Source organism: Sphingomonas sp. PAMC26645 (assembly GCF_004795835.1).
GTDB lineage: Bacteria > Pseudomonadota > Alphaproteobacteria > Sphingomonadales > Sphingomonadaceae > Sphingomonas.
This window is the reverse complement of record NZ_CP039249.1, coordinates 357004-372128: the sequence shown is the minus strand read 5'-3', so window position 1 is coordinate 372128 and position 15125 is coordinate 357004. Positions and strand designations below refer to the sequence as shown.

At 66.9% G+C, this 15125-nt stretch carries 12 protein-coding genes; 8 read left to right on the top strand and 4 right to left on the bottom strand.

The window, feature by feature from the left end:
* Positions 1-45: 45 nt before the first annotated feature.
* On the bottom strand, positions 46-1308 hold the full coding sequence (gene purD, locus E5673_RS01860; RefSeq protein ID WP_136188722.1) for a phosphoribosylamine--glycine ligase: 1263 nt from the start codon (positions 1306-1308) through the stop codon (positions 46-48).
* On the opposite strand from purD, the gene xseA reads away from it, so the two are divergent.
* Genes xseA through E5673_RS01845 form a run of 3 tightly spaced genes read left to right on the top strand, consistent with a single transcriptional unit; the run spans position 1307 to position 3780 of the window.
* Positions 1307-2731 (top strand): exodeoxyribonuclease VII large subunit, encoded by a 1425-nt coding sequence (gene xseA / locus E5673_RS01855; protein WP_136188721.1) that lies wholly within the window; start codon positions 1307-1309, stop codon positions 2729-2731. The two genes, purD and xseA, sit on opposite strands and share 2 nt — an antisense overlap.
* A gap of 12 nt (positions 2732-2743) precedes the next feature.
* Positions 2744-2944 (top strand): DUF2093 domain-containing protein, encoded by a 201-nt coding sequence (locus tag E5673_RS01850; protein ID WP_136188720.1) that lies wholly within the window; start codon positions 2744-2746, stop codon positions 2942-2944.
* Positions 2941-3780: a M23 family metallopeptidase gene (locus E5673_RS01845; RefSeq protein ID WP_136188719.1), complete on the top strand. Its 840-nt coding sequence runs from the start codon at positions 2941-2943 to the stop codon at positions 3778-3780. Before E5673_RS01850 ends, E5673_RS01845 begins: the two co-directional genes overlap by 4 nt.
* An 11-nt stretch (positions 3781-3791) precedes the next feature.
* Here the strand turns inward: E5673_RS01845 and E5673_RS01840 are convergent, their stop codons facing one another.
* Positions 3792-4313: a hypothetical protein gene (locus tag E5673_RS01840; protein WP_247599520.1), complete on the bottom strand. Its 522-nt coding sequence runs from the start codon at positions 4311-4313 to the stop codon at positions 3792-3794.
* 275 nt (positions 4314-4588) lie between these two features.
* Between E5673_RS01840 and E5673_RS01835 the strand changes: the two genes are divergently transcribed.
* Positions 4589-7684 carry a TonB-dependent receptor gene (locus E5673_RS01835; RefSeq protein WP_136188718.1) on the top strand — a complete coding sequence of 1032 codons (3096 nt, stop codon included), beginning with the start codon at positions 4589-4591 and terminating at the stop codon, positions 7682-7684.
* Between the two features lie 75 nt (positions 7685-7759).
* On the opposite strand, the gene clpB is transcribed toward E5673_RS01835, so the two are convergent.
* Positions 7760-10339: an ATP-dependent chaperone ClpB gene (gene clpB, locus E5673_RS01830; RefSeq protein ID WP_136188717.1), complete on the bottom strand. Its 2580-nt coding sequence runs from the start codon at positions 10337-10339 to the stop codon at positions 7760-7762.
* Between the two features lie 181 nt (positions 10340-10520).
* Between clpB and E5673_RS01825 the strand changes: the two genes are divergently transcribed.
* Complete coding sequence (locus tag E5673_RS01825) at positions 10521-10934, top strand: thioesterase family protein (RefSeq protein ID WP_056064733.1); 414 nt, start codon at positions 10521-10523, stop codon at positions 10932-10934.
* Between the two features lie 21 nt (positions 10935-10955).
* Here the strand turns inward: E5673_RS01825 and E5673_RS01820 are convergent, their stop codons facing one another.
* Positions 10956-11114: a DUF1674 domain-containing protein gene (locus E5673_RS01820; protein WP_107963485.1), complete on the bottom strand. Its 159-nt coding sequence runs from the start codon at positions 11112-11114 to the stop codon at positions 10956-10958.
* 106 nt (positions 11115-11220) lie between these two features.
* On the opposite strand from E5673_RS01820, the gene E5673_RS01815 reads away from it, so the two are divergent.
* The 3 genes from E5673_RS01815 (at position 11221) to E5673_RS01805 (ending at position 15061) form a co-directional block, all read left to right on the top strand.
* Positions 11221-12498, top strand: coding sequence for a transcription antitermination factor NusB (locus E5673_RS01815; RefSeq protein WP_136188716.1), 1278 nt, complete (start codon positions 11221-11223; stop codon positions 12496-12498).
* 173 nt (positions 12499-12671) lie between these two features.
* Positions 12672-13328, top strand: a complete 657-nt coding sequence (rpe, locus tag E5673_RS01810; RefSeq protein ID WP_136188715.1) for a ribulose-phosphate 3-epimerase — start codon at positions 12672-12674, stop codon at positions 13326-13328.
* Between the two features lie 17 nt (positions 13329-13345).
* Positions 13346-15061, top strand: a complete 1716-nt coding sequence (locus E5673_RS01805; RefSeq protein WP_247599519.1) for a heparinase II/III family protein — start codon at positions 13346-13348, stop codon at positions 15059-15061.
* Positions 15062-15125: the final 64 nt, after the last annotated feature.

Sequence of the window (15125 nt, the reverse complement as noted above, 5' to 3'; positions counted from 1 at the left end):
GCAAGAGCCAGCCACCTCTCCCTGGCGGGGGAGGATCGAGACGCATCACCCGCGCCCGATCTCGCGCCAGCCGATGTCGCGTCGGTAGAAGCCTTCCGCGAAATCGATCGCCTCGACCGCGCGATAGGCGTTCGCCTGCGCCGTTGCGACGGTGTCGCCGGTCGCCGTCACCGCAAGAACGCGCCCGCCGGACGCGACCAACCCACCGTCCTCAAGCCGCGTGCCTGCGTGGAACACAGTGCCGCCTGCGGCCCGCGCGGAATCCAGCCCGACGATCGCGCCACCGGACTTGGGCGTGCCCGGATAGCCCTCTGCCGCCATCACCACCGTCAACGCGGTCTCGGCGCTGAACTGCGCAGGCGGCATCTCGCTAAGCCGCCCTTCTGCCACCGCCAGCATCGTCGCGAGCAGGTCGCCCTGGAAGCGCATCATCAGCACCTGCGTTTCGGGATCGCCGAACCGCGCGTTGTACTCGATGAGCTTGGGCCCCTGCGGCGTCAGCATCAGCCCCGCGTACAGCACGCCGCTGAAGGGCATGCGTTCGGCCGCCATGGCCGCCACCGTCGGCGCGACGATCTCGTCGATCGCGCGCTTCTCCAGCGCCGGCGTCAGCACGAGCGCGGGGCTGTACGCGCCCATCCCGCCGGTGTTCGGCCCGGTATCGCCCTCGCCGAGACGCTTGTGATCTTGCGCGGAGCCGAACGGCATCAGCGACACGCCGTCAGTCAGCACGAAGAGGCTCGCCTCCTCGCCTTCGAGGAATTCCTCGATCACCGCCTCGGCTTCGCCGTCCGCGAACAGTGCGTCGAGCGCGGCATCGGCTTCGGCAGCGCTGAACGCGATGACAACGCCCTTGCCGGCCGCAAGCCCGTCCGCCTTGATGACGACCGGCAACGAGAAGGTGCGGACGAGTGCGATATCCGCCTCTTCGCGCGTCCTTACGCGGACATAGCCCGCGGTCGGAATGCCGGCCCGTAGGCACAGATCCTTGGTGAAGCCCTTCGACCCCTCCAGCTGCGCCGCCGCCTTCGAAGGCCCGAACACCGGAACGTCCGCCGCGCGCAGCGAGTCCGCCAGTCCGTCGACCAGCGGCGCCTCCGGCCCGATCACGACCAGCCCGACGTCATGCTCCCGCACGAACGCCACCACCGCGCTATGATCCGTCGCATCGAGCGGCACGAGCGTCGCAACGCGCGCGATCCCGGGGTTGCCCGGCGCGGCATACAGCGTATCGAGGCCGCGAGATTGCACCAGCTTCCACGCGAGCGCATGTTCGCGCCCCCCCGAGCCCAGCAGCAGGACGTTCATGCCCGATCCCTTTTCCGATGAATTGTCCAGCGACATGGGGCGGCTGGTAGCCGAGCAAGTCCCCGGCGACAACGCACTCGCCATGTCGGTCGGCGAACTCGCCTTCACGCTGAAGCGGATGGTCGAGGGCGAATTTGGCCATGTCCGCTTGCGCGGCGAGATCTCGGGCTGGAAGCGTGTCGCCTCCGGGCATTGCTATATGTCGCTCAAGGACGACCAGGCGGTGATCGACGGCGTCATCTGGAAGGGCAATGCGTCGAGCCTCGCCTTCGTGCCTCAGGACGGCATCGAGGTCATCGCGACCGGCAAGCTCACCACCTATCCCGGCCGCTCGAAATACCAGATCGTCATCGAACGGATGGAGCTGGCGGGCGCCGGCGCGCTGATGGCGTTGCTCGAGAAATTGAAGGCGAAGCTGGCGGGCGAGGGACTGTTCGACGGCACGCGCAAAAAACGGCTGCCGTTCATGCCGAAGGTGATCGGCGTCGTCACCTCGGGCACCGGCGCGGTGATCCGCGACATTCTCCACCGCCTCGAAGATCGCTGCCCGACGCACGTCATCGTGTGGCCGGTCAAGGTGCAGGGCGAGGGCTCCGCCGCCGAAATCGCCGCCGCCGTCCGCGGGTTCGACGCGATCGTCCCCGGCGGCCCGGTGCCGCGCCCCGACCTCGTCATCGTCGCGCGCGGCGGCGGTTCGGTCGAGGATCTGTGGTCGTTCAACGAGGAGGTCGTCGTCCGCGCGGTCGCCGCCTGCACGATCCCGATCATCTCCGCCGTGGGGCATGAAACCGACACGACCTTGTGCGATTTCGCCGCCGACCTGCGCGCGCCGACGCCGACCGCCGCGGCCGAGATTGCGGTGCCGGTGCTCGCCGACCTGCGCCTCACGATCGACAGCCACCGCAACCGTACCGAGCGGTGTGCGCGCCGCCATGTCGAGCGCGGCCGCGAGCGGCTCGATGCGCTCGCCCGCCTGCTGCCGAAGCGCGACCATTTGCTCGGGCCGCAGCGCCAGCGCGCCGACGACTTCGGCCAGCGGCTCGACCGCGGTCTCGAACGTCGCCTGACCCTCGCGCGCGGCAGTCTCGATCGCTCGGGCGCAGCGCTGCGTCCCGCCACGCTGGAACGCAAGCTCGAAGCCAAGCGCGCGCAGCTCGACGCGACGTGGCGTCTCGTCCAGTCGCTCAACCCCGACGCGATCCTCGACCGCGGCTATGCTCGCGTCACCGCGCGGCCTGGCGGCGAAACGCTCGCCTCGGCAACGTCGGCGCGCGATGCTGGGACGCTGACACTCCACTTCCGCGACGGCGTGGTGGACGCGGTGACGGACACCGGCCTTGAGCGTCCGTCCGCCAAAACCTATGCTGCCCCCAAGGCGAAGCCCGCGTCCGACGCCGCGCCGCGCCAGCCGACCCTGCTGTAGAGAAGACCCGTCATGCTGATGTCCAACTCCGACCGCGCCGCGCGCCTGCACTATATGGCAAACGGTTTCCGCGTGCTCAGCCCCGGCGACCACGTCGCCTGCGCCGCGACTGGCCACCGCATCGCGCTCGAAGACCTGCGCTATTGGAGCGTAGCGCGCCAGGAAGCCTATTCCACCGCGACGGCTGCCAGCGAAGCGATGGCCCCACGATGATCCGCGCGGCGGTGCTTGTCCTGCTGGCTGCATCCGGTGCCGCCCAACAAGCACCGCCCTCGAATACCGCGTCCCAGTCCGCCTTCCGCTGGACCGGCACGCTCAGCCAGGGCGGGCTGATTCTCGGCACCGCCCCCGACGGCGCGCGCACGGCCATGCTCGATGGCAAGCCGATCGCGCTATCCCCCGATGGCCGCTTCATCGCCGGTTTCGACCGCGACGCGGGCCCGCAAGCGACACTGACGGCAACACTCGCCAACGGTCGTAGTGTCACGCAAAGCCTCACGATCGCGCCGCGCGCTTGGCGGATCGAGCGGCTGAACACACTCCCGAAATTCCCCGCGCCCGACCCGGTCTTCGCCAAACTGCGTCCGCCGGAACTCGCGCAGATCGTCGCCGCCCGCGCGCGCACCACCGACGCGCAAGGTTGGCGCCAGGCGTTCGCATGGCCGGCGACGGGCCGCATCTCCGGCCTGTTCGGCGCGCAACGCATCTATAAGAGTGAACCCGGCGGCTATCATTCAGGCACCGACATCGCCAAGCCAACCGGCGCGATCGTCACCGCCCCCGCCGACGGCGTCGTAATCCTCGCTGCGGATCACCCCTTCACGCTGGAGGGCAACCTCTTGATGCTCGACCACGGCATGGGCCTCAACAGCGCCTTCCTGCACCTGTCCCGCATCGACGTGAAACCCGGTGATCACGTTCACCAAGGCCAACCGATCGGCGCCGTCGGCATGACCGGCCGCGCCACCGGCCCCCACCTCCACTGGGCGTTACGATGGCGCGACGCCAAGCTCGACCCGATGCTGGTGGCGGGTGTGATGCGACCGTAGGTGACGAGCGCTCAGTTCACCCGTTTCGCCTTCACACCCGGCTGGCCGCCAACGCTTAGCTTGAAACTCCCTAAGGCACCGCGCTTGATGACGACTTTATCGTTTGCCCGTGGACGCCGCGCGATCGTGTAATCATCGGTCTGGATCCATCGCGCGCCATCGGCCAACTGGAAACTCCATCGGCCGGCGCCATCCACCGACGCACCGGCGAGAGTCGTCTCGATCTGCGGCAGGTCGTTGCCGTTGCCGAACAAGCCGGTATCGGGCAGCGTTATCCCAAACAGATTTCGGCGCGTCTCGCGAACTTGTTGCTGGTCGATGACGACGACCGCTTGATCGGCTTCCGCGGTATCCAGCGCCGCCACCGAGTGATCGAAGCAGGCCAGCCGCGCCAATGGTTCGGTCACGGTGCGGCATTGCGTGACGGCAACTAGCAGCGGGGACCGCTCCGCCTTGCGCGGCTTGGACGCCGCGGCCGCAGGATACTGCGCCATGATCAACGAGGTTGAAATTGCCAGAATCGTGATCCGCATGAGCGTCCTACCTCGTTAGCGAGAAGCGTCGGAATAGGCAGCGCCGGCCAGAGCGGCAAGTCCATCACGTGCAGCATGCCGTTACGGCATCGTCCCGAAATTGTGGCCATTGGGTAACATAACTGTCGTAATGCGACGAGTGGCGGCGATCCCGTAATTTTCTTTTGGACAAGGCACCTCTGACTTGCGAGATCGTCGTCAGCTGCGGTCGGGCGACCGCACAATAGATCGTATCGGCCGGAAACGTTCGCCGATATAAAAGGGATAGACCAACCATGCGAAACCATATGTTTCGGGACTGCCTGCTCGCATCGACGATGATCGCGGGTGCTGCGATTGCATTGCCCGCCTACGCGCAGACCACCCCGGCACCCGCGCCGCAGGGCGCGACGAGTGACGACGCTGCAGCATCGACCACGCCGGCGCTGTCCAACACGCCGAGCCAGGACCCAGCTGCTGCCGGTACGGCTGGCAGCGGTGACATCGTCGTCACCGGGTCGCGTATTTCGAATCCGAACCTGACGTCGGCCAGCCCGATCACCGTCGTTAACGCAGCCGAGATCAAGCTGCGCGGTTCCAGCCGCATCGAGGACGTGCTGAACAGCCTGCCGCAGGCTTTCGCGTCGCAGAGCTCGTCGGTCTCGAATGGTTCGAACGGCACTGCCACGGCCAACCTGCGCAACCTTGGCGATCAGCGCACGCTGGTGCTGGTGAATGGTCGCCGCCTGATGCCGGGCGATCCCGTCTCGACCAGCTCGGCCGCGGATCTTAACGTGATCCCGGCGTCGCTGATCAAGCGCGTCGACGTGCTGACCGGTGGTGCCTCCTCGGTCTATGGTTCGGACGCTGTCGGCGGCGTGGTCAACTTCGTCCTCGACGACCAGTATGAAGGCGTCAGCCTCGACACGACCGGCGGAATCTACAACCACAACAACCGCAGCAAGCGCTTCCAGGCGCTGTCGGCCGCCAAGGGTTTTCCCGCCCCGAGTGGTCAGGCCTTCGACGGTACGCAATTTGACATCAACCTGAAAGTCGGCGCCGGTACCAGCGACGGCCGCGGCCATGTCGTCGGCTATATGGGGTATCGTAAGATCGGCGCGATCTTGCAGGGTGACCGCGATTATAGCTCGTGCGGGCTGAACGTGCCTGCTGCCGGCAATGAATATGTTTGCGGCGGATCAGGCACTGGCTTCCCCGCCAATTTCACGCTTCAGGCGCGTGATGGCCTGCCGCGCAACCTGACGCTGGACAGCGCTGGTAACTTAATATCCGGTCAGTCGCTCTACAACGCCAATCCGCTGAATTATTATCAGCGTCCGGACAAGCGTTACACCGCCGGCTTCCTTGCCAACTACGAAGTTAGCAGCGCCTTCAAGCCGTATGCCGAATTCATGTTCATGGACGATCGCACCGTGGCGCAGATCGCGCCATCGGGCGACTTCAGCAACACGACCACGCTCAACTGCAACAACCCGTTGCTGTCCGCGGCCCAGGTCGCTTCCTTCTGCCGTGCGACGAACCTGCTGACCGACGCCGGCACAGTGGCAGGGACTACGGGTGTACCGGCGGCGGTATTCCTGAATCCTGACGGCAGCACCTACAATCGCGCTGCCGTCAACATTGGGCGTCGCAACGTCGAAGGTGGCGGACGTCAGGCCGATCTGCGCCACACTTCGTATCGCATCCTGGCCGGTGCGCGGGGCGATATCGGTAAGGGTGTCTCGTATGACGTCTATGGTCAGTTCGGCAGCACCATCTTCAACGAGGTATATCGCAACGAGTTCTCGATCACCAAGACGACCCGCGCGCTCGACGTGATCGCGGGCCCCGGCGGTGTTCCCACCTGCCGGTCGGTCGTTGACGGCTCGGACCCGACGTGCGTTCCGCTCAACATCTTCGGTGCGGCTCGGATCACGCCGGAAGCCCTCGCCTATGTGCAGCAGAGCGGCTTCCAACAGGGCCAGACCAAGGAGAAGATCGTCAGCGGCTCGCTGACCTTCAAGGGCAGCGAATACGGTGTGCAGTCGCCGTTCGCCTCCGAGGGCATCGCGCTGAACGTCGGTGCCGAATATCGCGAAGAGTCGCTGTCGCTCGAGGTGGATCAGGCGTTCCAGACGGGCGATCTCGCCGGCCAGGGCGGCCCTACCCTGCCGATCAGCGGCGGCTACAACGTGAAGGAGGCCTTCGCCGAACTCCAGGTTCCGCTCGTCAGCGATCGCCCATTCTTCCAAGAGCTGACGGTCAACGGTGGTTTCCGCTACTCGGACTACAGCACCGCCGGTTCGGTCACCTCATACAAGGGCGAACTGGTCTGGGCGCCGGTCCGCGACATCCGCTTCCGTGGCGGGTACAACCGCGCGGTGCGTGCGCCTAACGTGCAGGAGCTGTTCGTTGGCCAGTCGGTGCAGATCGACGGCGCTACCGATCCCTGCGCGGGTCCTGCCGTCGGCGGCCTCGTCAACGGCAACACCGCGGCGCAATGTGCCCTCACCGGCGTCACCGCAGCCCAGTTTGGCGGCATCGATGTCAACAGTTCCGATCAGTATAACGGCCTGATCGGCGGCAACCCGAACCTGAAGCCCGAGAAGGCCGACACGTTCACGGCCGGCGTGATCATCCAGCCAACGTTCCTCCCGGGCTTCACCGCATCGGTGGACGCGTTCCGGATCAAGGTGAAGGACATCATCGGTGTCATCGGTGCCGATACCATCATCAACCAGTGTCTTCAGACTGGCGACGCCGCGCTGTGCGGTGCGATCAATCGCGATGCTAACGGGTCGCTCTACCAGACCACCCGCGGCTTTATCGTCGATACCAACGTCAACGCCGGTTCGTTGACGACCCAGGGCATCGATGCGTCGCTCGGCTACACACTGCGGACGACCAATATCGGTACCTTCGCGCTCGCCGCTAACGGTACCTACACCGACAAGTTCGAGTCGGATAAGGCTGGCGCCAAGTTCGATTGCGCGGGTTATTTCGGTGCGCAGTGCGGGTATCCGCAGTCCAAGTGGCGCCACAGTGTGCGTCTGACCTATACCGCGCCGAGCGGCGTGGGCCTCTCCGGCAACTGGCGCTATCTCTCGAAGACGAAGTTCGAGAATACCAGCAGCAATGCCGATCTTGCGAACAGCTTCTTCCCGCTGGATGCGAGCATCAAGGCGCAGAGCTATTTCGACCTGGCTGCCACAGTGCGGGTTGAGGATAAGTTCACCTTCCGGGCCGGCGCGAACAACGTGTTCGACAAGTCGCCTCCGATCCTCAGCTCGACGGCAACGCCGATCGGCTCGTTCGGTAACGGCAACACCTATCCTGGCATCTTCGAAGGCGCGGGTCGCTATCTGTTCGTTGGTCTGACCATCGATATGTAATCGATCCTTCGGGACCGAAATTGGGGCGGCAGATCATCGATCTGCCGCCCCTTTTTTTGTTCGAAGATGAGCGTGTCAGGCGACTTGCAGCACCAGCTTCCCATCGCCTTCGTCGACCTTCACGGTCGAGCCGTCCTTCACCTCGCCGCGCAAAATCATGTCGGCGAGCGGGTCCTGTAGGTAGCGCTGGACCGCGCGCTTCAACGGGCGTGCGCCGTACACTGGATCGTAGCCCACCCGGCCGAGCCAAGCCCTCGCCGCATCGGTTGGGTCGAGGACGATCTTGCGATCCGCCAGCAGCTTGTCGACACGGGATACCTGGATATCGACGATCGGCGCCATGTGCGCCTGGCCGAGGCGGTGGAACAGGATCACCTCGTCGAGCCGGTTGAGGAACTCCGGCCGGAAGTGCGAGCGGACGATCTCCATTACCTGCGGCTCGACCGACGAGACGTCGTCGCCCTCCGCCATGTTCGCCAGATACTGGCTGCCAAGGTTCGACGTCAGAATGATCAGCGTGTTGCTGAAATCCACCGTGCGGCCCTGGCCATCGGTCAGCCGCCCGTCGTCGAGCACCTGCAACAGCACGTTGAACACGTCGCCGTGTGCCTTCTCGACCTCGTCGAACAGGATCACTTGGTACGGCCGCCTGCGCACCGCCTCGGTCAGCACGCCGCCCTCCTCGTAACCGACATAGCCCGGAGGCGCACCGATCAGCCGCGCGACCGCGTGCTTTTCCATGAACTCGCTCATGTCGATGCGGACCATCGCGCTGGGATCGTCGAACAGGAATTCCGCGAGCGCCTTGGTCAGCTCGGTTTTGCCGACGCCGGTCGGCCCGAGGAACAGGAACGAGCCCAGCGGCCGGTTCGGATCCTGCAACCCCGCCCTAGCGCGGCGCACCGCGGTCGAGACCGCCTTCACCGCATGCGCCTGGCCGATCACCCGCTTGCCGATCGTCGCCTCCATGGCCAGCAGCTTGTCGCGCTCGCCCTGAAGCATCCGCTCCACCGGAATACCGGTCCAGCGGCTGACGACACCGGCGATGTCGTCCGCGGTCACTTCCTCGCGCAGCATCGCGCCCTTGGTCGCGCCCGCCGCCTCGTCGAGTTGGCGCTGCAACCCCGGAATCGTCCCGTAGGACAGCTCGCCCGCCTTGGCGAGATCGCCCGAGCGCTGCGCCTGTTCCAACTCCAGCCGCGCGGCATCGAGCTGTTCCTTGACTCGTGCCTCGGCGTTGATCTTGTCCTTCTCGCCCTTCCAGCGCGTCGTCAGCTCGGCGGACTGCTCCTCCAGATTGACGAGCTCGCCCTCCAGCGTGTCGAGCCGGTCGACCGAGGCGTCGTCGGTCTCGCGCTTCAACGCCTCGCGTTCGATCTTGAGCTGCATAATCCGTCGGTCGAGGTTCTCGATCGCTTCGGGCTTCGACTCCACCTCCATGCGGATCCGCGACGCGGCCTCGTCCATGAGGTCGATCGCCTTGTCGGGCAGGAAGCGGTCGGTAATATAGCGGTTCGACAGCGTCGACGCGGCGACGATCGCGCCGTCGGTGATGCGCACGCCGTGGTGGAGCTCGTACTTCTCCTTCAGTCCGCGCAGGATCGAGATGGTGTCCTCGACGGTCGGTTCGCCGACCATCACCGGCTGGAACCGCCGCTGCAACGCGGGGTCCTTCTCGACGTACTTGCGATATTCGTCGAGCGTGGTCGCGCCAACGCAGTGGAGTTCACCACGCGCGAGGGCGGGTTTCAGCAGGTTGCCCGCGTCCATCGCGCCCTCGGATTTGCCCGCGCCGATCAGCTGGTGCATCTCGTCGATGAACAGAATGATGTCGCCCTCGGCGGCCTTCACCTCGTCGAGCACGCCCTTCAGCCGCTCCTCGAACTCGCCGCGATATTTCGCACCCGCGATCAGCGAGCCGAGGTCGAGCGACATCAGCCGCCGGTCCTTCAACGTATCGGGCACGTCACCATTGGCGATGCGCAGGGCGAGCCCTTCGGCGATCGCGGTCTTGCCCACGCCGGGTTCGCCGATCAGCGCGGGGTTGTTCTTGGTCCGGCGCGCGAGGATCTGGATGGTGCGGCGGATCTCCTCGTCGCGGCCGATGACCGGATCGAGCTTGCCGTCGCGCGCCGCCTGCGTCAGGTCGCGCGCGAACTTCTTCAGCGCATCATAGCGATCCTCGGCGCCCGCGGTGTCGGCGGACCGACCCTGCCGCAGGCCGTTGATCGCGGTGTTCAGCCCCTCGGGCGTCACGCCGCCAGCCTTCAAGGCCTTGCCCGCCGCGGTGTTGAGCGACAGCGCGAGCGCGACCAGCAGCCGCTCGACGGTGACGAAGCTGTCGCCCGCCTTGCTCGCGATCTGCTCGGCCTGATCGAGCACGCGCACCGCATCGTTGTCGATCCCCGGCGTGGTCTGCGCGCCCGAGCCCGACACGACCGGAATCTTCGCGAGCGCCAGATCGGTCTCCGATGTCGCACGCTTGGCGTCGCCACCCGCCGCCTTGATCAGCCCGGCGGCCATGCCCTGCTCGTCTTCCAGCAATGCCTTCAACAGATGCTCGGGGGCGATCCGCTGGTGGTTCATGCGGATCGCGACGGTCTGCGCGGATTGCAGGAAGCCCTTCGCGCGGTCGGTGAATTTGTCGATGTTCATGACGAATTCCTGTGGGATTGGTTCGGTGTTGGCCGAAAGATGGTGTTGTATTTGGGCAACACAAGAGGCGGGCGCAGGTCGGATGCTAGGGCCCGCGCGAGGCATCCGGAATAGCGTTTATTGTCGGTATCGAAGCGCCGCCGTCATCGCTATGTTCAGGTTCGCATGCTATATGCGGCGCGTGTCCACAGCGCTCCCCCATACCTACGCCATCGGCATCGAGCCGGCCGACATCGACTTCATGGGTCACGTCAACAACGCGAACTATCTGAAGTGGGTACAGGCTGCGGTGATCGACCATTGGCAGCGCCTCGCGCCCGCCGAGGCGGTGGCGGGGCACCTCTGGGTCGCGCTCAAGCACGAGATCACGTACCGCAAGCCGGCGTTTCTCGACGACGACGTCATCGCGACGGTGTTGCTCGAGAAGGTCCAGGGCGCGCGCGCGTTCTACGAGACGATCATCAAGCGCGGCGAGGACGTGCTCGCCGAGGTCAAGTCGAGCTGGTGCTGCCTCGATGCGGAGACGCTGCGCCCGTCGCGGCTGGCGAACAGCGTCGTCGAGCATTTCTTCCCGAAGACCGACCCTAAGGACTGACGGCGCTCGGGCGATCGACCCTTAGAAATCGATCGCCATGCCCTTCAGCTCCCAGTCGCCATAGCGCGTAGGATCGCGCGGCTCGGGGTCCTTGTCCGGCACGATCGCCTCGGGTTTCGGCACCGGCGTGTTCTTCGCGAGATATTCGGGTGGCTTAACGTGATCGGGGCGCTGGCCCATCGCGGCTCTCCGGATTTGCGTGTTGGCGTCGTAACCGCCACATGGGCCCTGTCGCGCCGCTTTGCCACAGCCGCCGCGCGACAAACCGAACGCGAAGGACCTTCATATGCCCGACTATACCCACGCCCCCGAGCCGCTCGGCGTCCCGACCCGACGCGCCGCACTCCGCCTGCTCGACGCCGTCCTGCGTCGCGGCGAGTCGCTCGAATCCGCGCTCCCCGCTGCGACCCGCGCGATCCACGGACCCGATCGCGGCCTCGCGCATGCGATCGCCGCCGAGACACTGCGTCGCCTGCCCGACCTCGACGCGATGATCGATTCGGTCACCAAGACCCACCTCCCCGACGATGCGAAGGCGCGGATGGCGCTGCGGATCGCGCTCGTCCAGGTGCTGATCCTCGGCACGCCCTCGCACGCCGCGATCTCGACAGTGTTGCCGCTGGTCGACGGCGGCCCGCGCAAACTCGTCCACGGCGTGTTCGGCACGCTGTTCCGTGCCAACATGCTGCTCCCCGAGGTACCGACGCTCCCCGCGCCGGTCGAACTGCGCTGGGAAGCCGCCTGGGGTGAGGAGATGGTCGACGCCGCCGGGCGCGCGATCGCGCAGGTGCCGCCGCTCGACCTGACGATCGCCGACCCGTCCGAGACCGAAGGCTGGCGCGAGAAACTCGGCGGCGAAAGCTTCATGCCCGGGCATCTGCGCCTGGGTGACCACGACTCGGTTCCCGACATGGCAGGCTTCGGCGACGGCGCGTGGTGGGTGCAGGACATCGCCGCCTCGCTCCCCGCGCGGTTGCTGGGGAAAGGGGAGGGCCATGTCCTCGATCTCTGCGCCGCGCCGGGCGGCAAGACGCTGCAACTCGCGAGCGCAGGCTGGACCGTCACCTCGGTCGACAATTCGCAGAGCCGGATCAAGCGCCTGCGCGAGAACCTCTACCGCACGCACCTGAAGGCCGAGGTCGTCAACGCCGACATCCTCGAATGGGCGCCTGCCGAGCCAGCCGACGCGATCCTGATCGACGCGCCGTGCAGCGCGACGGGCATCTTCCGCCGCCACCCCGATGTCCTCCACCGCGTCCGCCCGTCGATCATCGCCGAAACCGCGGCGTTGCAGGCGCGCATCTTCGCGCGGGCGGCGGACTGGGTGAAGCCCGGTGGCACGGTGGTGTACGCGACCTGCTCGCTCGAGCCGTCGGAAGGCGAAGCGCAACTCGACGCGTTCCTGTCCGCGCGCAGCGACTACACGATCGCCCCGGTAGACCAATCCGAACTCCCCCCCGGCATCACCCCCACGGAAACCGGCACCATCCGCACGCTCCCCGGCATGCTTGCCGACCAAGGCGGCTGCGACGGCTTCTTCATCACCCGCCTGAAGCGCAGCTAATAAATCCTCCCCCGCCAGGGGGAGGTGGCTGGCGCTTGCCAGACGGAGGGGGAGGGCGCGACACCGCAGGTTGCGAGTTCCTCCCCCTCCGTCACCTTCGGCGCCACCTCCCCCTGGCGGGGGAGGATCGACAGGGACTTCGCACCAACCGAATCCCGCGCTAGGACAATCCCATGCAACCCGTCCGCATCGCCCCCTCGATCCTCTCCGCCGACTTCGCCAAACTCGGCGAGGAAGTGCGCGCCATCGACGCGGCCGGCGCCGACTGGATCCACATCGACGTGATGGATGGCCATTTCGTCCCCAACATCTCGTTCGGCCCAGCGGTCATGAAGTCGGTCCGCGGCGTCACCACCAAGCCGTTCGACGTCCATTTGATGATCTCCCCCGTCGACGCCTATCTCGACGCGTTCGCGGAGGCCGGCGCCGACTGCATCACCGTGCATTACGAAGCCGGGCCGCACATCCACCGCTCGCTCCAGCACATCAAGGGCCTCGGCAAGCGCGCAGGCGTCGTGATCTGCCCCGGCACCCCCGCAAAGATGCTCGACTACCTCATGGACATGGTCGACCTCGTCCTCGTGATGAGCGTCAACCCGGGCTTCGGCGGCCAGAGCTTCATCCCGAGCCAGCTCAAGAAGATCTCCGCGATCCGCACGATGATCGAGAAGAGCGGCCGCGCGATCGATCTCGAAGTCGATGGCGGCGTCGACGCTGAGTGGGCGAAACGCTGCATCGAGGCCGGCGCCGACGCGCTGGTCGCCGGCACCTCGGTCTTCCGCGGCGGCCCCGATCGTTATGCCGCCAACATCGCCGCGTTGCGGGGGTGAACGAACCGCGTGATCCCGTGACCGATCCCGCCCCCGACGGGATCGACGAAGGCCGCCGCCTGATCCGTCTCGGCGGCGATAAGGGGCTGTCGCTCGCCGATCGCCTGGCCGAGCGCTTCCACCGCCTGACCTGGCGCACGCCGCTCCACACGCTGCGCCTCAAGGGTCGCTACCCGCTGAAGCTGATCGCGGTCCCCGAAGATCCCATTCTCGGCGACATCGCGCGCGGCACGATGCTGCTGGAGGGCGTCCTCTCGTTCCGCGGCGAGGCACGCGATATCGAGACGCTCGATCTTTCGAAGCCGCTCCCCAAACCCTTCACCGAGTACCTCCACAGTTTCGCGTGGCTGCGTGACCTGTCCACCGTCGCGACCCGCTCGCGCGGCGCACCGATCGCCGAATATCTCATGGGCCTCTGGCTGACCGCGCACGCCGACACGCAAGGCGGCATCGCGTGGCGCCCGGACATGTGGGGCCGCCGCATCCTCTCCTGGACCGCGCACGCGCCGCTGATCCTGTCGTCCTCCGATCAGATCTACCGCTCGAAAGTGCTCAACGCGCTCGCCAAGGGCGCACTCCACCTCGATCGCAACGCCGACAAGGCCTCGGCGGGTGCCCCGCGCATCGCCGCGTGGTGCGGCGTCGTCGCGGCTGGCCTCCTCATCCCCGGCGGCGAGCCGCGCCAGGCATTTGGTGAGGCAGGCTTGCTCCGCGCGCTCGGCACCGGCCTGTTCGACGATGGAGGCTCGGTCTCGCGCAGCCCGGCAATGCTGCTCGACTCGATCCAGCTGCTCACGCTGCTCCAGGAAAGCTACGCCGCGCGCAGCGCCGAACTCCCCGAGACGGTCGCGGTCACGCTCACGCGGATGGTCGCCGCGCTGCTCGGCGTCGCCCACGCCGATCGCGGCCTGTCGAGCTGGCAGGGTGGCGGCCCCGCCAGCGAAACGCAGGTCGCCGCGGTCATCGAAGCCAGCGGCGTCCGCACCCGCCCGCTCCGCCAGGCGCGCGACTGGGGTTATCAACGCCTTGCCGCCGGCACCGCGGTGCTGATCGTCGACGCCGCCCCGCCGCCGATCGCGCGCCTCGTCGAAGGCGGCTGCGCCTCGACGCTGGCGTTCGAGTTCTCGGACGGCCCGGCGCGGATCGTCGTCAATTGCGGCGGCGCACGCGCGGGCATCGCGCAACTCCCGCCCGCGATGGTCGAGGGCCTGCGCTCGACTGCCGCCCACTCGACGCTGACGATCGCCGACAGCAACTCGACCGCTATCCTCGCCGACGGCACGCTCGGCCGCGGCGTCGGCGAAGTCGAACTCAGCCGCCAGGAATCGGACGCCGCCAGCCGGATCGAGGCGAGCCACGACGGCTATGTCCGCCGCTGGGGCTTCCTCCACCGCCGCCAGCTGATGCTCACCGGCGACGGTCGCGAACTCCGCGGCGAGGACGCGCTGTTGCCGCAAGGCCGCAAGCGCCGCGCGGGCCTGTCGCTGTTCGCGATCCGCTTCCACCTGGGGGAGGGCGTGCAAGTCTCCCCCACCGCGGATGGCCTGGGCGCGATCCTCCGCCTCCCAGGCGGTCCCCTATGGCAATTTCGCTGCCGCGGCGGCGCGCTGGTCGTCGAGGACAGCGTCTGGATCGACGCCGACGGCCGGCCGGTCGCGACGCAGCAGCTGATGATCACGGGCGAAGCCGCGGCCGGCGGCGCGAGTGTGAGTTGGGCGCTTAAGAAGGCCTGACTGCCACACCATCGAGATTAGCGCGCCACCCCGGCGGAGGCCGGGGCCCAATTGGGAAACGTCG